Here is a 24084-nt window from a genome sequence, read left to right as displayed (position 1 = left end):
GCGACAGTGTTCCTTCTTAACTGACTGGCATTAGGGCAAGCTCCTCCCACACTTAACCTTCCTTATTAGGTAAACCGTGTAAGCAATTGAATTTTAAGAATAAAAAAACGGCGCTCACGGGGCGCCGTTTTTTTGTTCGCAGTGAACGCCTTACTCAGTAGTAGGCGTTTTCTTTCTGCGTGTGGTCAGTCACGTCGCGCACGCCCTTGAGCTCAGGAATACGCTCGAGCAGGGTGCGCTCGATGCCTTCACGCAAGGTCACGTCCGCCTGGCCACAGCCTTGGCAGCCGCCGCCGAACTTCAATACGGCGATACCGTCTTCCACTACGTCGATCAGGCTCACCTGACCGCCGTGGCTGGCCAGGCCTGGGTTGATCTCGGTTTGCAGGTAGTAGTTGATGCGCTCGTTGACCGGGCTGTCGGCGCTGATGTTCGGCACCTTGGCGTTAGGCGCCTTGATGGTCAACTGGCCGCCCATGCGATCGGTGGCGTAGTCGACCACAGCGTCATCGAGGAAGGCTTCACTGAAGTTGTCGATATACGCGGTGAAGCTTTTCAGCCCCAGGGCGGTGTCTTCAGGCTTCTCTTCCCCTGGCTTGCAGTAGGCAATGCACGTCTCGGCGTACTGGGTGCCAGGCTGGGTGATAAAGACGCGGATGCCGATACCCGGGGTGTTCTGCTTGGACAGCAGGTCAGCCAGGTAATCGTGGGCGGCGTCGGTAATGGTTATGGCAGTCATGGAAACTCCTCACAGGCTTGCCGGCAGTTTACGCCAAATTATTACGCAGGTACAAAGTCCGAGTATTTCTGTCGGGAAAGACTTGGCCCTGCTGACCGACGGCGCCGACGTCCCTACTCGTTTCTGCGAAAACCTGTGCCTACCTATGTAGGCCGCCTGCAAAACTTCGCTGAATATAGTGAATCCTCTTCGACGACCGATTGTGAGGATTGAATGAATAACGCGTTGCAGGGTTTCTATTTCCAAGGCCTGCCTGAACAGCAAGCGCATCTGGACCATTTGATTGATTTCGTGACGGCACAAAGCTCACTTACAGCCGCCGCCGCCGAGGTTTACTACTTCCCCCCGCACAACAGCGAACTGCATCGCGAGTGCAAGGAAGCCTTTCGGGTCCTTGGAAAGCTGGAAGCCGATGAAGACTTTCAGCAGTTCCTGCGGGAAAAACCCGAACCGGATGACTCGATTCTGGGCCGGGACTTTCTTTACGACCTGCTCTCAACCATGCTCAGCAGCGCACGCTCACCGATACCCGACCCTGCCGAGACGTTCAGCATCGCCGATCATTCGGTGATCCTGCGCCATATGCCCACCTATTGGTACATCGACGCCGACGTGTTGCTGGGTATCAACCGGCGTGTGGGTAACGGCCTCAAAAGCGACGGTTCGGTGCGGTTCGACCTGGTGCTCAAGTATTACTCGATCATCCCGGCACGGCCCAACACCCGCGAGCAGTGGAAAGCGGTTCTGTCTGGCTTGCAGGAACACCGCACCCTGAAAAAACTCGGACATGATGGCAATCTCAGCGACTTGCAGCACTTGCTGGATGCGCCTGCCGACCAGAAGATCAAGGAGGTTATCCGCCAGATCGAAACACACACCCGTCAATCGCTGTTCCGTCATGTATTGCCCGAAACATTTACCGCCTCACAGCAGGACATGCTCACCACCACCCCCACCGTCTTGCTTGAGCAATTGCTCAATAGCCCCGATAACCTGGCGCTGGGCGAGCGGATCGCCAAGGCCCTGGACTGGTATGGCAGCCAAAAGGAGGAAATCTGCCCAGACCCGGTACGGGTGAAATTACTGTGGCGCGCGTTGTGGCTGACGATCATTCCCAGCACCGACTCGCTGATTGACAACGAATTGAAGCTATTCATTGCGCCTGGCGCGTTTTATTCGTCGATCCGCCAATCCTTGATCAACCGCTATGAACATGGCTTGTCGATCAGCGCTGACGCGGCACAATTGGCGGTGTGCGTCCTCAAGGCCAATATTGCCAGCGAGGTCTGGGTGGCCGATATTCCCGATGACCTGCCCTACGCTGTCACCAATACCTGGGTCAACTTCAGAAGCGGCTTTCTCCTGGCCGAAGCGTGCGCACCCGGCTCATCGCGGCACATGAGCTTTGAGCAGTTGCTTAACCTGGCGGCGGAACATTTTCGCGTCAGTGAGGGCGACGTCAAACAGCAGGCGCTGGTCGCTGCCGCCAGGCTGGCCCCTACTGTCCAATGGGCACAAGCCAACGGCCTGATTGCCAGCCGAGCGTCGGGCCACTCCCGGGATGAGCTCACCCAGGCCGTCACCGCACTGGAGCAGCATGAATATGAGATGTTCAACGCGGTTCATAACCTCAAACTCAACCTGCCCAGCCGTTGGCGCTTTGCCTCGGACACGGAGTACGACAACGCCTTTCGCGAAGCCCTTGAGGTGCCGAGAAACGCCTACAAGACCTTAATCCAATCACTGCTTGCGCACCTGGGCAGTGCGACCCTGGACGTGGATCAGGACGAGATCACCGTGTATTCATTAAGAGAAGCCCTGAACAAGGTGCCCATCGAATATGAAACCAAAGCCAAGACCGATGCCGTTCGTTACCGGACAGGTTTTATCCTGCGCATCGTCAAGCCCCGCTCGCCCCTCCATGCCCTCTACATCGAGGTATTCCCCTTCGCCGGCCTGCTGCGTCGACGCAAAGACCTGCAGAGCCTACCGCTGAACGGCAAAGTGGTAGAACTACGCGACGCCATGAGCTGGGACAAGTACAGGCTGGCCACCGAAGTGCCGTTTGATCGCGAGGCTTACCGTGAGAACAAAGCGCCCAGGCCAGGCAAAAAAGCTGAGTTGATCGTTGAACAAGTCGGCCAGACACTGCCTGGCATCGACACCGGGCCGCGCATCCAATCGTTCGCGCCCAACACACTGTATGCGCCGCGCAGTGAAGCGTTGGCGAGCATGATTGCCCGCGAGCTGTTTTTCTGTGATGAACAAGCCCTCTTGGAAAAAACCCGTAAAGACACGCGGGAAGTGGACATCCCCGCTGAGGTACTCGAAGACTTGGCGTTCTGGGGCAAGATTTTTATCCCACTTTGGGGCGGTATCGACGACATCGCTTCCGGCGATCCCCAGCGCATCAGATCAGGCGTGGCAAGCCTATTCATCGACATCGTGGCATTCGCGTTGCCGGTGGGGCGGTATGTGGCCGGCTCCACCCGCCTGCTTATCCAGGCAGGCAAGACCGGGCTGCGCCTGGCGCTGCCTAAACTCGCGAAACTGACCGGAAAACTGGTGATTGCCACACTCCAGGAACTCAACCCCCTGGCCGCCCTGCCCAGCCTGCTCAGGCTCGCGCGCTTTGGTTTGCTCAAGCTGGGCCATAAATTGATGCGCCAGGCAAAACGGGGGATTGCGCAACTGCGCGATGGGACGATCGCCGCAAGGCACATGCGCTCGGTTGACCCTGACAGCTGGAAGCCGCTGCAGGCAGGCGATCGGCTGTTTACCGTGGACGGCTTCGCCAATGTGCCGATGCGCAACGTCGGCAGCCTCGACGCGCCGGATTATCGCTTGATCGACACGGCCTCCAATAAAGCCTTCGGGCCGCGCTTTCGAGAACCGATCACGGTGATCAGCAACAGCAGCCCATTGATCAGTCGATACGCCGTCGACCCTCAGGTGATCAGCGGCCTCAAACCCGACGGGCGCGGTATCTTCTCCCGCGCGGACTACAACCAGAAGTTCATCTGCAATGTCGATGACAAAGGCAAGATCGCGGTGTATCAGGTTCGCGACAACTCCTATGGGTTTATCCAGGAGATTGCCGAGGGCAGCGACAACAGCTTCTCCGTGGTCATGGTCAACCCAAAGAACAATCGCGACTTATCGATCACTCTATCCTCGGTAGAACCGGGGCATTGGTACTCAAGCCAGATCAAAGTCCCAGGCGGTGCGCCGGATGCTACAAACGTCGTGACACCCTCGATCCTGTTGAAATGGAGCGAGTCCAGTGAAAATGCCTTGAAAAAAACCATGGATGCCTTTATCAGCACCTACAATCTGGACCCCAATGCATTCCGCCAATTTGTCAAAAGCCGCGACACGTTGACGCCCCGAGGGCAACAGATGCTCGACCGCGCGGGAACCGCCCGCACCGCCATTACCCACGACCATCTGGAGAGTTGGCGCAAAAGCTCACAACGAGAACGCAATAGCCTTACCCTTGAAGGCTTCGCCGCCGACCACAACCTGGACCCACAGGATTTGGCAACGTACGTCAACCTGGATGGCAGCTATCGCGCCGCCGGCAAAGTACTCGCCAAGCATGCCAGCGGTGGAGAATTCACCGTACTGACCCCCAAGCACCTGGACGAATGGCACAAGCACTACAACACCCCTGGTTCAAGGTATTCCGTGCTCACGTTTGTCGAGGAGAAAAACCTCAACCCCGTGATCTGGCGCACCTACGTCAATGACAATGGCAGCATGACCCGCTCCGGCAGGGATATGTTGATCTTCGGGCAGAGGAGCCCTCTTGATCAACCGATCGCCAGGAAACGGCCCGCCCCGCCACCTGCGGCAGGCGGCTCGAAACGTCCGCGCCTGGACGAAGAGGCAGCCCCCGCCCGCCGGCGGTCCGCCTCAATCACGGCGTCCTACGATCATAAGATCAACAACAACGCGCCGATCCTGCAGGATCCGAACGATATCCAGCGCAGTTTGACCCTGGAGCTTGAAGGCCCACTGCAAAACATCGAGATTACCGACGCCAACCATTTTTTCGATGAGTTCACCGGCATGCAACATGTGGAAGTCAAGGAGGCTGCCACCAAGAGCATTCGCGAATGGATCGCCAAGGAGGGCAATCATCATCGCAAGCTCGATCGATTGTTGGAGGTCAAGACACTCAACGATGGCCCGGAACGCGGACTCTCGGTCGTAGCCCGCACCGACATCAAGCGGTTCGATGTGCTGGGGCCGTACACCGGCAAGCTGCACTTGGACCAGGCCTCGGTGAATACCGAGATACTTGAAAAGGGTGAAGCGGCGGTCGGTACTTATCTATTCCAGACCAATACCCGCGGTGCCACCCTCAGCGGCCACGGCAACAGCAATACGCTGAGCCTGATCAACGCCGTCAACGTGCCGAACATTCCCGATGTCGGTATCGAGAACGTCGGCTCACTGTGTGTGGGCAAATACATGGTGTTCATTGTCGCGTGGCGGGATATCCCGGCCGGCACCGAGTTGTTAATGGACTATGGCAAAGGCTATTGGAAGTACTTGAAGCCTTGAGCCCAGCCGCTTTCGCAGCGCTTGGCCGACCAGGCCCTTGGTCAGCGAGGCGTTGTCGAAAGGGCCGAATGACCGGGTCTATACAGTCGTTATAGATTTTCGTAGCGGTTCATGTCCAATACACCCTCTTCCACCGGTGTCGTCTCACGGATGTACCGCGACAAATCGTGGAAGTACTGCCAGAACCGGGGGTGGCTGCGACGCACGCCCCAGCGATCAACAATCGTCTCAAAGCGCTTGGCATCCTTGGCGTTTTCCATCGCCACGACAAACGCCGGCACTTCCTGGGCCGGAATATTGAACATGAAGTTCGGATAACTGCTCATCACCCCGGGATAGATGGTCAGCGTGTCCAACCCCGGCTGATAGCGATAGGCCTCGCCTAGCAGGAACGCGACATTACTGTGGGCGCGGTTGCGCAGCATGCTGTAGACCACGCGCTGGCCGGTGGCGGTTTCGATGCGCAGCATCGTGGCTTCGGGCAACTGGTCGATCACTTTGAGCCCCGCCGCAGGGCGCGACGCCAGGCGGCTAAGCGCCTGTTCGGCATCCTGCAAGGCCGGGTCGATACCGGCGCGCGAGCAATAGGCCCCGGTGCAGCGGTTGATCGGGTCCGGGCTGACGTTCAAATCGCCGTAACGCGCCAGCAGTTGGTTGGCAAAATCGCGCTTGGGATCCTTCTCATCCAGGTGCAGCCCCGTGGGCTTGTCGTCATCAATGGCTTCATAGTCCAGCCACAGCTTGAGCTTGCCGCTGTTCTGGTACCAGTCATCGAGGAAGTCCTCGCGGGTGTCGGCCGGCATCAGGCGCAGGAAGTTCTGCTCGGCGCCGTTACGGATCAGGTCAAAGTACAAGCGCGTCTGGGCCTGGTGCGACACGTTGCCGAACACATCGAAGTTCACCGCCAACTGGTAATAGGTGCGCTCCAGCAGCGGGTAATCGAACAGCCACATCGTCTGCGGCACCTCGCCGATCAGCCCCTTGGTCACCGAGGCGCTGTCGAAATGGCGGAAGATGGTCAGCAAGGCATTGTCGTTGCCCGCCCACAGGCTCGACCAGCTCGGCGCCGGCACGTCAGCGTAACTGTCACGGCGCTGGGCTTCGTATTGGTTGCGCTTGTCGCGATAGGCCAGCCACAGACCGAGCACACTGCCCACGTCATCGTTCTGTCCCGGCATGGCCAGCAACGGCGTAGCCTGGCCTCGATAACGCGCGTCGGTGATGTACAGGTCGTGGTCCGGGTCCTGGAACAGGGTCCAGAAGTTGTCACGGATCACATCCGTGGCGATCTGCCCACGACACACCGGCCCACGGATAAAGGTGCGCACGAAGTATTCGGCGTTATCCAGCATGAACTGGTAACGCGCCTTGGCCGGAATGGCCTCGAAGGTTTCGAACGGGTTGGCACGGCGACCCGGCCCGTAGCCCGGCAAGGCGCTCACCTGCCAGTCGCCGGAATAGAACAGGTCTTTGATCCGCGCCATTTTCTCCGCGCTGAACGGGTAAGTGATGTGGGTTTTATGCACGATCACACCCTGCACCGGCCATAAGCGGTAATAGACCTTAGTGCCTGGGTCATCGTTGGGACGACGGGTGGCGATCAGGTCGATCGGCTGGCCACTTGGCGTACGCGAACGCACCCACTGGAAGAAATGCCCCGGCTCGCCGTTCTCAAAGTAGATATGGGCCAGGAACAAATGCTCGTACAGCCAGCGCGCCACCAGGCTTTCCCTGGCGCCCGGCCGGTTGAACAGGGTTTCCCACTGCTGTACCTGCAAGGCTTCCCTGGCACTGGGCGCCAGCCCTTGTTCGTCAATCGGCGCACCGGAGGCCAGCCAGCGTTGCAGCGTCTGGTATTGCTGGTCGGTCAGGCCGGTGACGGCCAACGGCATGCCTTCCTTGGGGTGAGCGCCGGCATAGGCATTGAACTCGCCGGGCATCGCGCACATGTTTGCACGATTCAGTCCCAACACGATTTCTTCAGGCAGCTTCGCATTGGGCTGCAACGGCGCGTTGTGCCCCAGCTCCAGCATGCGCGCCATCAACGCGGCCTGGCTGCCCTGGGCATCCAGTACCGAATAGAAGCCCTTTTGCTGCCAGGCTTGCTTGCCGAACGCGTCATAGAACAATCGGGTGGTCGGCGTGGCCTGGCTGCGCTCGCCGTCGTACACCGGCATTTTACTCGCGCCACGGGTCGCGCCCTCGGCACTGCCGAGGTTGAGCTGGCAGGCGGAGTCGTAGCAGGCATGGCAGGCCACGCACTTTTCGGTAAAGATCGGTTGGATGTCGCGGGTATAGGAGATCGCCGCAGCGGGACCTTGTGCCTGCACGGAACAGGCAACCAGTGCCAAAACGGCGCTGGCGATAAGACGAAGTGACATGTATCGGTCCCGATTCAGTGCGTGCGCGGTGTGAAGTGTCGCAATTCTACCGGGCCATGGCCGCCACCAACATGAACGATATTCATGCAGAACCCATGCATGCTCCAAATCGGCACAGGTTTGCTATGATTCACGCCCTCCGTAATGCCTGACCAGAGTAGTCCAATGTCCGATCGTAGTGCTCGTCTGCAAGCCCTTCACCAAGCCCTCAAGGAACGCATCCTGATCCTCGACGGCGGTATGGGCACGATGATCCAGAGCTATAAGCTCGAGGAACAGGACTACCGTGGCAAACGCTTTGCCGACTGGCCGAGCGACGTCAAGGGCAACAACGACCTGCTGGTCCTTACTCGCCCCGACGTCATCGGGGGGATCGAGAAGGCTTACCTGGACGCCGGCGCCGATATCCTCGAAACCAACACCTTCAACGCCACGCGCATCTCCATGGCCGACTACGGCATGGAAGCGCTGGCCTATGAGCTGAACGTAGAAGGCGCACGCCTGGCACGCAAGGTGGCCGACGCCAAGACCCTGGAGAACCCGGCCAAACCGCGTTTCGTCGCTGGCGTACTCGGCCCGACCAGCCGCACCTGCTCGTTGTCGCCGGACGTGAACAACCCCGGCTACCGCAACGTGACCTTCGATGAGCTGGTGGAAAACTACACCGAGGCCACCCAGGGCCTGATCGAAGGCGGCGCCGACCTGATCCTGATCGAAACCATCTTCGATACCCTCAACGCCAAGGCCGCGATCTTCGCCGTACAAGGCGTGTTCGAAACACTCGGCATCGAACTGCCGATCATGATTTCCGGCACCATCACCGATGCTTCCGGGCGTACCCTGTCGGGCCAGACCACCGAGGCGTTCTGGAACTCCGTGGCCCACGCCAAGCCGATTTCCGTTGGCTTGAACTGTGCCCTCGGCGCCAGTGAACTGCGCCCCTACCTGGAAGAGCTGTCGAACAAGGCCAACACCCATGTGTCGGCGCACCCCAACGCCGGCCTGCCCAACGAATTCGGCGAGTACGATGAACTGCCGTCAGAAACCGCCAAGGTCATCGAAGAGTTCGCCCAGAGCGGCTTCCTCAACATCGTCGGCGGCTGCTGCGGCACCACGCCGGGGCATATCGAAGCCATCGCCAACGCCGTTGCCGGTTATGCGCCGCGCCCGATCCCGGACATTCCCAAGGCCTGCCGCCTGTCGGGCCTGGAGCCGTTCACCATTGATCGCAGCTCGTTGTTCGTCAACGTCGGCGAGCGCACCAACATCACCGGTTCCGCACGCTTTGCCCGCCTGATCCGTGAAGACAACTACACCGAAGCCCTGGAAGTCGCCCTGCAGCAGGTGGAAGCCGGCGCCCAGGTGATCGACATCAACATGGACGAGGGCATGCTCGATTCGAAGAAGGCCATGGTCACCTTCCTCAATCTGATCGCCGGCGAGCCGGACATCTCCCGCGTACCGATCATGATCGACTCCTCCAAGTGGGAGGTGATCGAGGCGGGCCTCAAGTGCATCCAGGGCAAGGGCATCGTCAACTCCATCAGCATGAAGGAAGGCGTGGAGCAATTCATTCATCACGCCAAGCTGTGCAAGCGCTACGGCGCGGCGGTGGTGGTGATGGCGTTCGACGAAGCCGGCCAGGCCGACACCGAAGCGCGCAAGAAGGAAATCTGCAAACGCTCCTACGACATTCTGGTCAATGAAGTCGGCTTCCCGCCGGAAGACATCATCTTCGACCCGAACATCTTCGCGGTTGCCACCGGCATCGAAGAGCACAACAACTACGCCGTCGATTTCATCAACGCCTGTGCCTATATTCGTGACGAACTGCCCTACGCGCTGACCTCCGGCGGCGTGTCCAACGTGTCGTTCTCGTTCCGGGGCAACAACCCGGTGCGCGAGGCGATCCACTCGGTGTTCCTGCTGTATGCGATCCGTGCGGGCCTGACCATGGGCATCGTCAACGCCGGCCAACTGGAGATCTACGACCAGATCCCGGCCGAGCTGCGTGACGCCGTGGAAGACGTGGTGCTCAACCGCACCCCGGACGGCACCGACGCCCTGTTGGCGATTGCCGACAAGTACAAAGGCGACGGCAGTGTCAAGGAAGCCGAAACCGAAGAATGGCGCGGCTGGGATGTCAACAAACGCCTGGAACACGCGCTGGTCAAGGGCATCACCACGCATATCGTCGAAGACACCGAGGAGTCGCGCCTGTCGTTCCCGCGCCCGATCGAGGTGATCGAAGGCCCGCTGATGTCGGGCATGAACATCGTTGGCGACCTGTTTGGCGCCGGCAAGATGTTCCTGCCCCAGGTGGTGAAATCCGCCCGGGTGATGAAGCAGGCGGTGGCGCACTTGATCCCCTTCATCGAATTGGAAAAAGGCGACAAGCCCGAGGCCAAGGGCAAGATCCTGATGGCCACGGTCAAAGGCGACGTGCATGACATCGGCAAGAACATCGTCGGCGTGGTGCTGGGTTGCAACGGCTATGACATTGTGGATTTGGGGGTCATGGTGCCTGCCGAGAAGATCCTGCAGGTGGCCAAGGAGCAGAAGTGCGACATCATCGGCCTGTCCGGCCTGATCACGCCGTCCCTGGATGAAATGGTGCATGTGGCCCGCGAGATGCAGCGCCAGGACTTCCACCTGCCGTTGATGATCGGTGGCGCGACCACCTCCAAGGCGCACACGGCAGTGAAAATCGAGCCCAAGTACAGCAATGACGCGGTCATCTACGTCACCGACGCCTCCCGCGCCGTGGGTGTCGCCACCCAGTTGCTGTCCAAGGAATTGAAGGCCGGCTTTGTCGAAAAAACCCGCCTGGAATACATCGACGTACGTGAACGCACCTCCAACCGCAGCGCGCGTACCGAGCGCCTGAGCTACCCGGCGGCCATCGCCAAGAAGCCGCAGTTCGACTGGGGCAGCTACACCCCGGTCAAACCGACCTTCACCGGCGCCAAGGTGCTGGACAATATCGACCTCAACGTGTTGGCCGAGTACATCGACTGGACACCGTTCTTCATCTCCTGGGACCTGGCCGGCAAATTCCCGCGCATCCTCACCGACGAAGTGGTCGGCGAAGCCGCCACCGCGCTGTATGCCGATGCCCAGGAAGTGCTCAGGAAACTGATCGACGAAAAACTCATCAGCGCCCGCGCCGTGTTCGGTTTCTGGCCAACCAACCAGGTGCAGGACGATGACCTGGAAGTCTACGGTGACGACGGCCAGCCCATCGCCAAACTGCATCACCTGCGCCAACAGATCATCAAGACCGACGGCAAGCCGAACTTCTCCCTGGCCGACTTTGTCGCGCCTAAAGACAGCGGCGTGACCGACTACATCGGTGGCTTCATCACCACCGCCGGCATCGGTGCCGAGGAAGTGGCCAAGGCGTATCAAGATGCCGGCGACGACTACAACTCGATCATGGTCAAGGCCCTCGCCGACCGCTTGGCCGAAGCCTGCGCCGAATGGCTGCACCAGCAAGTGCGTAAAGAGCACTGGGGTTACGCCAAGGACGAGCAACTGGACAACGAGGCGCTGATCAAGGAGCAGTACAGCGGCATCCGCCCTGCCCCCGGCTACCCGGCGTGCCCGGATCACACCGAGAAAGCCCAGCTGTTCCAACTGCTGGACCCCGAGGCCCGTGAAATGCACGCCGGGCGCAGCGGTGTGTTCCTCACCGAGCATTACGCGATGTTCCCGGCGGCGGCGGTCAGCGGCTGGTACTTCGCCCACCCGCAGGCACAGTACTTTGCCGTGGGCAAGGTCGACAAGGACCAGGTCGCCAGCTACACCGCGCGCAAAGGCCAGGACCTCAGCGTGACGGAGCGCTGGCTGGCGCCGAACCTGGGGTATGACAACTGAGGTCAAATTCGGCGCTCTTGGAGCGCCGGCTCAGGGCCGCCTGGATGGGCCGGGCTGGGGTGACAACGGTGCGGGCTTGGCAGGTTCCATGCCCGATAACCGCTGTATCTCTGCCCGGGACAGCTCCATGCGTTTCTGGGTACGGGCGGCGGCTCGTTCGATTTCCAATTGGCCTATGGCTTCGTTGTAGCGTGCCATGCTCTGGGCATCGCCCCGGTCGCTGTGCGCGTCCTCCAAGGCTTCATGACGGCGTGTCAGCTCGTCCTCAAGGGCCTCCAATTGTTCGGCGTAACGCGTCTCCAGGTAACGCAGCCAGTAATCACGCTGAATCAGGCTTTCGACAAACGCATCGGTGCCTTCGGCAGCCATGATTTGCGCACGGATCTGCGCCTGCAATTCGCCACTGATCGGACTGGCATAATCCATATAGGCTGGTTGCCCTGGCAGCTCCAGGCCGTCGGGCCAGTTGCGGGTCAAGCCGATCCGGTAACTCAAGCGCACCTCGGCCCGGTCCAGGCCCACTGCAGCGGCTTCTGCCAGTTGATCGGCCCTGCTCAACCGGAACAACTGCCGCGACAGGTTCAGCAGCGCCCGGCCCCTGAGGTCGAGCCGTTGCTGTGGAATATCGCGCAAGGCGCGGTACTCGAACACCCGCACTTCCATCTCGCTGAACGTGAGGATACGGCCATCGATACAGGTGCCGTGGGTTTCAGCTTCGACGAACAGGGTGCCGCGCAGCTCGGCATTTTCGACGGCCCCCGCGATAACGTCCCAGACCCGTTGCGTGAGGCTCGGGCGGTTGAGGTTGAATTCCGAGGTCAGGCGCAACAGCGAAATAAGATGGAAAAATCGATCATGATCTTGCGCCTGTGCCAGTTGGTTCCAGAGCGCCGTCCGTTGTGTCGCCAGCGCCGCAGAGGTATTGGCCAGCCAGGGATCAAGTGCCAGTTGCGCGGTATTTTGCAGCGGGTTTGCAATGTTCTCGGCCGGCAGGTAGCCGGCGTCCGGATCACTGTCATCGTCGTCAGAGTCGGAGCTCGAATCAGGATCGGAGTCCGAGTCAGTGTCAGACCCGCCATAATTGCGTCGATGGGCGCGGTCCAGTTCTGCTCGCGAAACGCCCATGACCTCATCGACCTCGTGCGCCTGGGCGTAGTAGCGCATCTGCTCAAGGGCTCGCGCGGTCAGGCTATGATTATCGGACAGGTCCGTACCGGATACCAAGCGGTCGTGTGCGCCACCCAGCAGAGACTGTGGGAATGACTCCAGTGCGTTGCCGCTCAGGTTCAGCCGGGCCAGGTGCTCGGACTCCAACGCACCGTCGGGCCAGCTCTGGATGTCGTTGTAGCTCAAATCCAGTGTCTCCAGGCGACTGAAATCCCGCATATCAAAGGCCTGCAGGTTGTTGTGGCTCAAGTCCAGCCAACGTAAACGCTCACTGCGCAGTTGAGCAGGCAAAGACGGCGCCTGCGTGAAGGCGTTTGCGGTCAGTTCCAGACGCTCAAGCTGCTCCATGCGTTGAACGGCTTCAGGCAGTGCGGTCAACTCGTTACCGCTGAGTATTAACCGGTTCAATTGGGCAAAGGCGGCTAGAAACCCGTTGCTGCCCTCGGCCGTGAGCTTGACTCCCGTCAGGTTGAGACTGCGTACATGGGCAAACGGCACGGAGAGCGCGGGCAGGTCACCGGGTTGGGTCACTTGCAGGTCCAACGTCTCGATCTCGGTGCCCGTGCGCCCTTCTACCACCGCTTGCACCCAGGATTCGCGGATCGCCTTGGCGCAGGGCTCTCGCTTCAGACTGTCGAGACTATCGACATAAGTGCGCGTGTCGCGGGTAAATATCCAACCATTCAACTCGCGCGTCAGCACGTCGTGGGTCTGGTGCCATTGAGCGACCTGCGTATCAATTTGCATGTCGCTCAACCCCGTCTCGCGCAGTTGCCTGACCCTGGCCATGGCTTGCTCTTGTGTCAAAAGCGGGCTTAACGCCCTTATGGCATTTTCCGGAACGCCCGCAAAGCCCCCATTGCCCGGTGGCAAGGGCAGCAAGTAATGCGCTATCGAACCCGCGGTCTGCTTCGGCGGAAACACCAAAGGCTCCTGATCCAGCGCAAACCGACTCAATGCGCCCTCAGGCAAGCCCTTGGCCGTCTCGATCCGGCGCCGCGCCGCATTGAGTACCGCCGTGCCTTCGGCACTCAACGGGTTGCCTGCCAACTCGGTGCGCATCAACACGTCCGAATCGTCAAGCGCGAGCGGCGCAAGGCTCGTCAACTGATTGTCACGCAAGTCCAGGCAAGCCAACTGCGCAAGGTCTTCAGCGCCCCGGGGCCACTCGCGCAGCATCGATCCGCGCAGGTTCAGCGCCGTCAGATGGCTCAGGGCGCTGACGTCGAGGGTGCCTAGCAGGTTGTACTGCAGACTCAACACTTGCAGCCTGTTCAACCCATTGAATTGAGCCTGTACTGCCGGGGTTACTACGATCTGGTTGTCGGACAAGTCCAGATGTGTCAATTCTGGCAGGACGCCCGGACTGATCGGCACGTCGGTGAGGTGACTGAAGCGCAGTTCAAGGCTTCGCACACCAGCGAACGCCTGGAAGAAACCACTGATCTGATCGGGCGGCACATCCTCCAACCATTTCACCCTCAAGGTTTTCACATGGGAGAAGGTGCCGGCCGGCAACACCGGTAACTCGCGGATTTTTTCAGTGGCCAGGGGGCTTGTCGGCGACAAGCTTGGATCCGGCAGTGCGAGCATCGAAATATCTATATCCGTCGGCAGACCATAGCGTTGGAATACCGCCCCGCGCCAACTTTTCTCCAGCAGCGCCAGGATGCTTGCATTATGCCCGGCCCTCCAGCGCGCGCGCGCAAAGCGCACCCTGAATCCTGGGACCACGGAGGGTTCATAGAACTGCCTGAAAATGCCGACGTGCTCCTCGCGCAGTGCCTGGACGGCATTCATGCGGGTTTGTGGGGTATTCCACAGGCCCATGATCACGTCAGTCATGCGCCGCCCCATATGCGCTTCGCCCATCAGCAGGCCCAGTTCGCCGCGCGCAAAGCCTCTGACCATCTCGTCCAGACTGGCCAAGTGTGGCCCGAACGTCCCTGCATAGTTCCTGACGTGCTCATAGGCAGGTTTGAAATCTTCATAGCTGAACGTCGACCAGTCCAGCGATAACCCGCTCCATAACCGCTCGTAACCGGTATAGAGCTCGGCAGGCAGCGTCGCAATGGTGGTTTGGGCCAGGTCTAGGCGCTCCAGAAGCGGCAGTTTCTGCACATAGGCGGGCCATTGCATAGACACCTTGGGTGCCACGATCTTCAAGCGTTTCAAGCGTTGCAGGGGGCTTAAATCCAGACCATTGAGGACATCGCCGTCGTAGGCAAAGTAACCGATCTCCAGGTGTTCAAGGCCGGCCAGTGCTGCCAGTTGCGACGACAACTGAGCGCTCAACCGATGTGCATCGAAGCTGATAGCCAAATGTTTGAGCCCTCTGAACTGCGCCAACACCTGCGGCGCGCGGGTCAACTTAGGGCTGGCCCCCGTGGTTTCTGCGGCAGCGAGGTAAGGCGCTCGTACCGTCAAGGCTTCGAGAGTGGGAAACTGGCTCAGAAACCCATCGATATTGGTGTCATGCAGGGCCGTACCGAGGACCGATAATTCACGCACGTGCGAAAAGTTCGCCGTCAGTGGCGGCAAAGGTTCATTAAGGGTCAACGCCAAGGCATCGGCACCCGGCACTTTCCCGGCCAACCAAGAACGGCCCCAGCTACGCTTGAGCGCTTCCCCGGCGAGGAAGTTGCTCTGACGATTGGCCTGCGACGAACGATTGACCCAATGATTAAGCGCGTCATGCAGCAACTGGCGTTCTTTGGACAGCGCTTTCAACTTGCTGACGATCGCCCGGGTATCGTTCCCCGCCCGTACCAGTTCAAGGACAAATGCATTGATCTGTACCTCATCCAGATCCGGATAGAGGGTGCGCACCTGATGAGCCAGATGCGGGCCCACACTCGCCCCCCGCCCACTGGCCTGATAGCCCACTAGTGTTTCGTGGATGCGCACCGGCGCCTTGAACCTGGGCGTTTTCGGCTCCAGCCATGCCGAGGCCTCCAGGCGATATGCATCGGCTTGCTCGATAATTTTGCGTTGCAACGCTGCATGCTGGCTGACCTGTGGCACCCCCAGGCTCTGGCGCGCCTCATCGGGCAAGGCATGCATCACCGAGGCATAGAAGTTGTCGCCCTCCAGCGCCAGGCTGTTAAGCGCTTCCCCGCGCTCATCGAACGCCTGGTAGCTGGGGCCGTGTTTGACCAGGTATTTTTTCTGCGGCGCGGCGGGCGCACCAATACTGTCAAGCAGCTCGCCTTGGGTGTTGGTGCTGCGCACTTCCAGGCGCAACGTTTGCGGCCAGCCGGGGAGTGTCTCCAGGGTATGCAGCGCCAACCGCCTGCTGTCGGCCGGAGCAATCACCTCACTGCGCAGCCCGGCATAGGCACGTGCCATGCGCCCTTGCCGCGCATACCAGCGGGCTTCTTCGAGCATATTCAAAGGTACCCGCGAGGTGGTGACCAGCCGTTCAAGCTCGTGGCCGCGGGCGTGGTCTAGCACCGTTTGCGCCGCAGCCTTGCTGAGCCCCGGGCAAGTGCGTTGCAGCAGCCCGATACGGTTGTCCAACGCTTCAGTCCCAACGTAGATGCTGTCAAAAATCGCCGTCCGGCGCTGACGGGCATAACCGGCAAGCTTGCGGATGAACGCGGCGTTCCTCGCGTCAGGACTCCAGGAGGCGTGTGTACCCAACAACTGCATCACTTGCGACTCGTCCAGTGCCGACAAAATGCGCGCGGGTAACTCACCGTCGAGAATATCGTTGCGGCCCACCTTGATCGACGGTTGTGCGCCAACACCCTTGGGCGAGCGACGAGCACCGTACTTGACCGACCGGCCAAAGGTATCGGCCCCCTCGAAGACTTCCAGCACGCGCCCCTGCGGCCAGCCTGGCATTTCCACGATCAACGGCAGTGCATACAAATACAGGTCATCAATCCCACGGGTGCCCTCCAGTTGCTCGATCACCCGCGCCGCGTCTGCATCCGCCTTGAACAGGCGCATCGCATCCGCAAGCTCGGGAGGTGCCGCCGTGTGATCCATATGCATCTTGCGCAGCGTGTTGTCGCTGACGCCGCTGACATCGGCGATCTTGATCAGCTCCTGGTCAGTGAATGCCTCGACTTCATGCCCCATGCGCCGCAACAGCGTCAGCCGATCCCACTCCAACGGGCGCTCCAGGGTATGCCGCCAGGCGCCGTGACCGTTGTGCTCAAGTATCGGTTGGTACGCCTGGGGATCGGTGGGGTGCTTGATCCGCCACTTCTGGATTGACGCGTCGAAGTACTGCTCGTAGACCTGGGTGCCTTGGCGAATATAGGTCTTGCCCTCTTTAACATACTGCCCCAGGGCGTTGGGGTACGCGGCGCGCTCCAGGGTCACAGGGTGCTCATAACGGCTAAGGCTCGGCTTCCATAATCGAACCTTGCCATCGGGCCGCGTGACCTCACTCAGCGCTTCGATCACCGGCTCGGCCTTGGCCGCTTGCCAGCGGCTGACGCCCGCCCCCACACCGGCCATCACCGCAATCTGCGCCAGGTTCTCGGCCACATCAATCAAGTGTGCCTTGGCCGCCTGACGGTCACCTTCGCCCCATTCAATCGCGCCTTCCAGGGTTTCGTAGAGCAACTGCCCGGCCATCACCCCCATCATGACCTCGCCCAGTACCGGCACGAACATCGACACCATGTTCAAACCCAACATGCCGATTTCCAGCAGGTGCGCCAGTTTGGCGTCACGCGCCTTGGCATCCACGTCCGCGGTCGGCACGGCATGGGCGCGGGCATCGGCGATCACCTGCTCGCGGTGTTGCTCGTAGAAATACTTCCAAGGGTCGATGTTCGCCGCCCAGATCCCTTTGCCCCGCCGCGTGCGCGTTGAGGGATCAAGGAAAGGGTCGGGGTTGGGTTCAAGCTTGGCAGGCGCCTCGGGCGGTAATTCCTTGATGCCGGTGATGAAGTGCGGCGTGGTGAAGTCCAGTAACCTCTTCCACGGCGAGCGCCAGATATCGGCAGGTGAGTCGGCGGCTTTCCGGGTGAACTGGCTGAAGTAATAGGGCCGCTTGTCGTAGGGCACGAAGCGACTGAAGAACTGCTGGTACGGCGTCGGCGAGGGATCATTGGCCCTGGCCGGGTCGCGGGCGGTGAACAGGCGCTTGAATTCAGCCTGCATTTGCCGCCAGCGGTAGCGCTTGAGCGGATGCTCAGGGTCCTGGGGCACATAGATGATCAACTCGTCCGGGTAGCTGTATTTCTTGCAGATCGAGAACACCATGCAACCGGTCATCCGCAACCGCATCAGGCCCAGGGTTCTGAACCAGACCTGCTTGTCGCCCATCCAGGGATGAATTTCACCCTCGATCACCGACAGCAGCATGCGGTGATCGGCCGGCTCGATATCCCCGGTCAACAGTGCCTGTTCGGCGGCAGCCCTGACGGCGGCCTTCTGATTGGCGATGAACTGGTCACGCAGGGTGACTTGCGCGCTGGCGTCTTCGGGGTAGAAAAACGCTTGCAGATAGGTCTGGTATTTGGCACCGATATCAAGGTTTCGACACAGCGTCAAAAACTGGCTGACCTTCAGGTTGATCGCCACCGAGTGGTAGGTGCCGGAGGTGCCGGTGGCTTGCATGAACCCGGAGGTCTTGTGGTAAGCGCCCTCCTTGCACTCGTAGGCCTCGAAGTTGTGCAAGGCCGCTTCCAGCAGGGACAGTTTCAAAAACTCGAAATCCCCCGCTTCGACTTCGGCAATACCCACCGCCAGCGGGCGGCGCAGGCACAACAGAATTTTGTCGACATCGAGGTCCAGTCGGTACTGATCCTTCAGGGCCTTGAGCAACAAGGGCCGGGCGAAGTCGTCGATGTCCTGGAAGGAGGCCATCGTGTTGTCCAGTTGCGTCTGGGTGGTGAGGTTGGCTAGAAAACGGGCGGTGACCTCGTTGCGTTGTTCAGGCGTAGCGTTGGCGAGCCACGCCGGCATGACCGTGCTGGCATCTTTGAGCGCCTGTTTGCGGGACGGCGTCGCGTTGATCAGCCAATCAGGGCTGCTGCGCTCCAGGAAATCACCGTGCAGGCTTTGGGTGGCGGCGAGTTTTTTAATTGGCTTGGGTGCCTCGTTTGCCGGCACGGCCGGCGAGGAAGTCTGGGAGGAATCGTCCATCGTGTCACTCCTTTGAAATGGACTGACAGCTCATCACGGCGCCCTGCGCGCCAGGCGGTGCATATATGACCTCGTGCGCGTTCGGGGCGGGTCGCCGACAGTGGTATTCCTGTACCGCCTGCGCGGTCACCACATTCGATTTCCTGTCGCTTCCCATCAAACAGGCAAAAGGATTTCATCATGCCCACCCCGAGTTCCTCCATGGCCCTGAGCCAGGTGCCCGCCCAGGCCATCCATACGCATTTCGCTACGCGCCCGGCCTTGTACTCCGTAGTGTTCAATGCCCTGCGCAGCCGTATCCTGGAGCACTACCCATCGCTCGAGCTGGACTTGGCCAAGGTCAAGCTGGCCATCCCGCACCCCGACGGTGTGTACACCTACCGGTCGTTGATGGAAGTTGCCATCGCCCATGTGTTCAACCCACAACTACTTGACCTGCGCCCCAAACGCGAACTGCCGTATTACCTCACTCAACAGATTCCAAAAATCCTCAAGCCTGGTACCGCTCCGCTTATCGACATGCAGGCAATCGCAAAAATCATCGATGCCCTGCCCGAGTCGATTCACCTGTATTTCCAGGCTGAACTGGCCGACTACTGGAGCGAAACCGACAGCCATGGCAGCAGTCGCTGGCAGTGGCTGGGCGAGTTTCTCAACGGCCGGATGACGGCGATAGCCGCCAGCCAATCGAGCTTGAACCCGACCCAGCGGGATATGCTCAGGGTCGTCGCCACCTGGCCAGTGCAAGCCGAGCGCCTGCCTCAATCCTCACCCGCCACCTATGTTTATTTGATTGAGAACACATTCACCCACGCCGGTGAACAGGTCAGCCTGCTAACCCCCGACCTGCTGCTGGTGCGCGACAAGCAGGTGCTGCTGTACAGCGTGGCCGGGGATATCCAGGTGTTTGACAGCCTCGATGATTTCGGCCTGGCCTGGGCGGTGAAGATGCAGGCGCGGTTTGAGTTCGACAGCCTCACGTGGCGGCGCAATGAACCTACCGCCAATGTGTTCGAGCAACAGGCCGGCCTGATCCTCAACCAACAACTGGAAGACCTGGAGACCTTGAAGTTTCAGGGCCAAGACGAAAGAACCTTGACGCGACGCCTGGATAAACTCACCGATCCGGCGCTGCTGTTTACCCAGGTGCCGACAGCCGCTGAGCCAACCTTGCAGAAGGTCAATGAGCAACTGCCGCCATGGCTTGCGCAGGCCAGCGCCGCCGACCGTTTTGCCTACCATCGCCACCTGCAGGACATGGCGCAGGTGCTGCAACACAGCCAGGGCCGCGCGTTCAATGAGGGCATTGAAAACATCTACGGTTTCAGCCGCGCCGCGCTACGCAAACAGATGCAAGCCGATCATGGCGACTGCGATCCTGATGAAGTCGTGCTGGACTTTGCCGTGGCCGGCGGCTACCCGGGCGGAGCCGGCATTATCGAGCATGTGCGCATGTCGCTGACGGAGCTGGCGCTGAAGAACCTCGCCGGCAAGCCTAAAGGCAGTCTCAAACTTACCTCAAAAAACTCTACGCCCCTTCCAGACTGGCTAAACGAAGACTACCTGCTGGGCAGTACCGGGCTGATCCAGCGTGTCGATATCGGCACCACCTACCCGCAAACAATCAAAGACATCTTGCTATCCGACACGGTTGACGCGCGCCGCCGGGAAACCCTGTTTACCCGCGAACTCAAGGTCAAGTTGCCGATGCAGGCACTCGAATACAAGATCCGCGGGCAGCACGGCGTCACCGTCACCGGCTATCGCTATGTGAAGGCGTTGATGGCTGAGATGCCCTCGGACAGGATCGTCGACCAGCAAGAGATTGTCCTGCGCCCATTGGCCCTGTGCCGCAAACCCGGGGCCGCGCCGGATGAAGTCAACAACGCGTTCATTATCGAGCCGCGTGATACGAGTGTCGGCCCGCACCTGCTGTACCAGCCGCTGTATGCCGACGCCCTGCATGAATACCCGACCCGCCAGGCCCTGCTCGATGCACTGGCCGCACCCGGCGCGCTGCAAGACACGGTGCTGGCATGGCTGAGTGACAAGGCTCGCCCCATCTATGACCATGGCGGCATCAAGGAACCGCACATCATTCATTTCCTGCCAGGGGATGAGTCCCGGCCCCGATTAGAGCGCCCCGCACCTGCGACCCTGGCCGTCGATGAGGGTGCTGGCGAATGGCTGCAATCGCAAGTCAATGGTCAATTGCTCAATCATCTGTTCGGCAGCACGGCACGGGCCTTGGTTGACCTGGCCGACCGCGAGTCGGTGTCCAACCCCGAAAGCCGCTGGGCCGTCGTGATGGAAGGCGCGTGGCTGCTGTTCAATACCCTGCTGTTACCGCTGGTACAGGGCCCGGCCATGCTGGCTGGCTGGTTCATGGTGCTGGTCAGCAGCCTGGAGCAGGATCTGGCCGGTTTGGACAGCAGTGACCCCACCACCCGTGAGCTGGCGTTGATCGATCTATTGCTCAATACCGCCATGGTGCTGCTGCACGCCGCCACACCCGCCAACAAATCCCTGCCAGAACCCACCGCAGAAGACCACGCCCTGCAGCTGGCGCGCTGGCGCCGGCCTGCGGGCCTGCCTCAGCCGTCAGAGACTGCGCAGGTTCACCAAGGCACTGTGGCGCTGCCAGGCGAACCGCCGGCGACCGGCCATACGGCCTTGGACTTCGACCACTCGATTGCCAGCCCTCAAGCCGGCGCGAAGTTGCTCAAGGCGCTGCTCGATGTGCAGGTGCCGTGGCCCAACCCGCTACCCTCCCCTCTACCACACGGTATTCTCAAAGGGCTGTACTGGATTGACGCCAAGTGGCACGCCAGCATCGGCGGGTTGTTGTTTCAGGTGAACGTGGTGCCGGGCTTCAACGAGGTCTATCTGGTGCATCCGGACCATCCCCAGCATCCCGGCTTCAAACTGGTCAGCGATGGGCAAGGGCATTGGCGGCTGGACCGACGTGCCAGGCTGGAGGGCGGCATGCCCAGGGAGAGTCTCAGCAAGTGGAAGTCAACACGTGACGAACGTGTACGCGTGTTGACACAAGAGTTTGACGCGCTCTTGATAGAGATGAATTCAGAATTGATCTCTACCACTGTGCTTGAGTCCACCTTGAATACCACCCGCGCCAATCTGGCCGACCAGGCAACACTTCTGAGAAAGGACTGGCTACTCCTCGGCACCTCAGCCAGCATCCCGCAGCTCCACGTCCAGGTCGAGAGGCGCCACGCGGCCAGACGAGTCGATACCGCACATGCCAGGGCCCAGTGGGAAACAGCACTCGACAACTTCCAGCAAAACGGCCAGACATTGATCCCTGTGATGCAACGAATCGAAGCCAAGGCCGATGAACTGATGCAAGCCGACCGCACAGATTCCACACGCAGGCAAACACGAGATAAGGCCACAAGAATCATCTATAGCTACTGGAGTTCGGTCTTTGCGTGTCTGGCGCAAAAAATGGCCGACACTCTGGTAAGCGACAACGGCGAAAACTCCGACGAGCTCGGTGAGCGCGCCAATCGAGAATTACCGGAAAACATCACCCATGCCTACGATGAGTACATCAACACCAAAATGCGCCAAGTAACGGCCCTCAATCAAATGATCGAGCCGGCAGAACAGATCGAGACCTTCCTCAAACAAGCCGACCCTGCACTGCGCCCATTACTGTTGGAAGGAAATCCTTCCGACCAAGACATCTCCTCAGTGGCGATCAAACAGCATGCACTGCTGGTGTTCACTGATTTGGTGTTCAATCGCACCCATCGCCCAGTGAGGGTGATGGAATTTCCGTTCATCCGTGTCCTCACCGACCCCCAACTCGCAAGTATTGTGCTCGCGCATACAGAAATGCGCACCACCTCAGGCTACTCGACGGTAGAGCAAATCGATGTCCTCAAGGGTGCCCTTGAGCGCTATGAACAACTGGAGAATGCGGTCATTTCGTTGCACGACATGAACTCCGGCTTCGTGCGGGAGGCTTATCGCGAGTCATACCTCAAACACCTGGATGAGGCACGTTCGGGCCTCGAGGCGCAACTGGCAAACTTGATCCTCGTTGAAGAAAAGATTGTCCCCAGGCCGGCTCTCGACAAAACCAAACGACAAAAATCCACCACCCGCCGGGTGATCAAAACCGCAGACAAGAAGAGCCTGGTGGGCGACTTGCGCGCACATCAGCCCAATGAGCCGGGCAATTATGTCGACATTACGGACCCACTCACCGGGGCAATCGTCGCGTCTTACCACGAACACGCCAGCGAAGGTGTTTGGAAAGTCGTCGAGCCCGCCAGTGCGCCGACAAAAACACTCGCGCCTGCGGTTCGGTCATTGAGAAGAATCAAAGCCGATGCACAAGCCATCACACACGAGCGAACAGGCATCGATGCACGCATTCGCTTCCAACAGCGCAAACTCCAGGAGCCCAGTCAACGCGAGACAGTCAACCCCAAGGATTGGGAAGAGATGCTGAGTCAACATGCGGCAAAATTTTCAGCATTGGCCAAGGAACTTGAGAGTGCGACTGGCGAAGAAGCCGTTGCCCTGCGCAAGCGCTACGATGACGCGGCAAACGCTGCATCTGAACAGGCTCGGCAACTGTGCGCCGAAGGGTATCTGCTACAGCGTCCCAAAGCCTCCAGGGTCGACTATTTACACACGCACGGTTTTGTCGACATCAACCTGGTGAAAAAACGCATTCCACTGAAGGCTGGTGACTTTCTCACCGAATATGTCATACGTGACAAACGTAAAATCAAACCAGGAATAAAGGGGGAGGAAGCCAACCTGTGGTACGCACACTTCCATTACACATCCGTCGACTCGCCCGTCTCACCACCCAATTACGGCCACCTGAAGACCCCCGCAGAACGCCTGTTTACGCGCAAGGAACTGATGGAGCGGGACAAGGCCAATAACCGCGTGGTGATCTATCTGGAGAAGGCCCGGATCGATGCACCGCTGGATCAGAAGCTGTTCCTGCACCTGGAGGAATAAGTGGGGCGAAAGCACTCGTGGTTGTCACGCACGCTGCGCATCACTCGTGTTCGGTGAAAATCTGAGGGGGGAGCTTGCTCCTCCTTTCTGTACCTGCCGCTGAACGGCAAATTGTGTCATCCCTTTGAAATCATCACAGCGTCCCGCTTTCGGCGTGAGGGTCGCCGGCAGTGGTATTCCTGTACCGCCAGCGCGGTCCCCACATTCGATTTCCTGTCGCTTCCCATCAAACAGGATTTC

6 protein-coding genes are annotated in these 24084 nt (G+C 59.8%); 3 read left to right on the top strand and 3 right to left on the bottom strand.

Annotation, left to right across the window (positions count from 1 at the left end):
• Positions 1–154: 154 nt before the first annotated feature.
• On the bottom strand, positions 155–739 hold the full coding sequence (nfuA, locus tag M5B43_RS19375) for a Fe-S biogenesis protein NfuA (RefSeq protein ID WP_248751611.1): 585 nt from the start codon (positions 737–739) through the stop codon (positions 155–157).
• 213 nt (positions 740–952) lie between these two features.
• Between nfuA and M5B43_RS19370 the strand changes: the two genes are divergently transcribed.
• On the top strand, positions 953–5308 hold the full coding sequence (locus M5B43_RS19370) for an SET domain-containing protein-lysine N-methyltransferase (RefSeq protein WP_248751610.1): 4356 nt from the start codon (positions 953–955) through the stop codon (positions 5306–5308).
• Between the two features lie 89 nt (positions 5309–5397).
• Here M5B43_RS19370 and M5B43_RS19365 read toward each other — a convergent pair whose 3' ends face one another.
• The gene (locus M5B43_RS19365; protein ID WP_248751609.1) at positions 5398–7689 is read right to left on the bottom strand and encodes a fatty acid cis/trans isomerase; all 2292 of its coding nucleotides are present in this window, start codon (positions 7687–7689) and stop codon (positions 5398–5400) included.
• Between the two features lie 165 nt (positions 7690–7854).
• Between M5B43_RS19365 and metH the strand changes: the two genes are divergently transcribed.
• Positions 7855–11565 (top strand): methionine synthase, encoded by a 3711-nt coding sequence (gene metH / locus M5B43_RS19360; RefSeq protein WP_248751608.1) that lies wholly within the window; start codon positions 7855–7857, stop codon positions 11563–11565.
• A 30-nt stretch (positions 11566–11595) separates the two neighbouring features.
• Here the strand turns inward: metH and M5B43_RS19355 are convergent, their stop codons facing one another.
• A complete protein-coding gene (locus tag M5B43_RS19355; protein ID WP_248751607.1) occupies positions 11596–18840 on the bottom strand; it encodes a DUF6543 domain-containing protein in 7245 nt (2414 codons plus the stop codon).
• Between the two features lie 180 nt (positions 18841–19020).
• Here M5B43_RS19355 and M5B43_RS19350 point away from each other — a divergent pair, with 180 nt between their 5' ends.
• Positions 19021–23844, top strand: coding sequence for a DUF6543 domain-containing protein (locus M5B43_RS19350; RefSeq protein WP_248751606.1), 4824 nt, complete (start codon positions 19021–19023; stop codon positions 23842–23844).
• Positions 23845–24084 lie beyond the last annotated feature (240 nt).

It is taken from the genome of Pseudomonas sp. MWU15-20650, assembly GCF_023242475.1.
Taxonomy (GTDB): Bacteria; Pseudomonadota; Gammaproteobacteria; order Pseudomonadales; family Pseudomonadaceae; genus Aquipseudomonas.
Note: the sequence above shows the minus strand (reverse complement) of the source record. Positions and strands in the feature narration are given on the sequence as shown.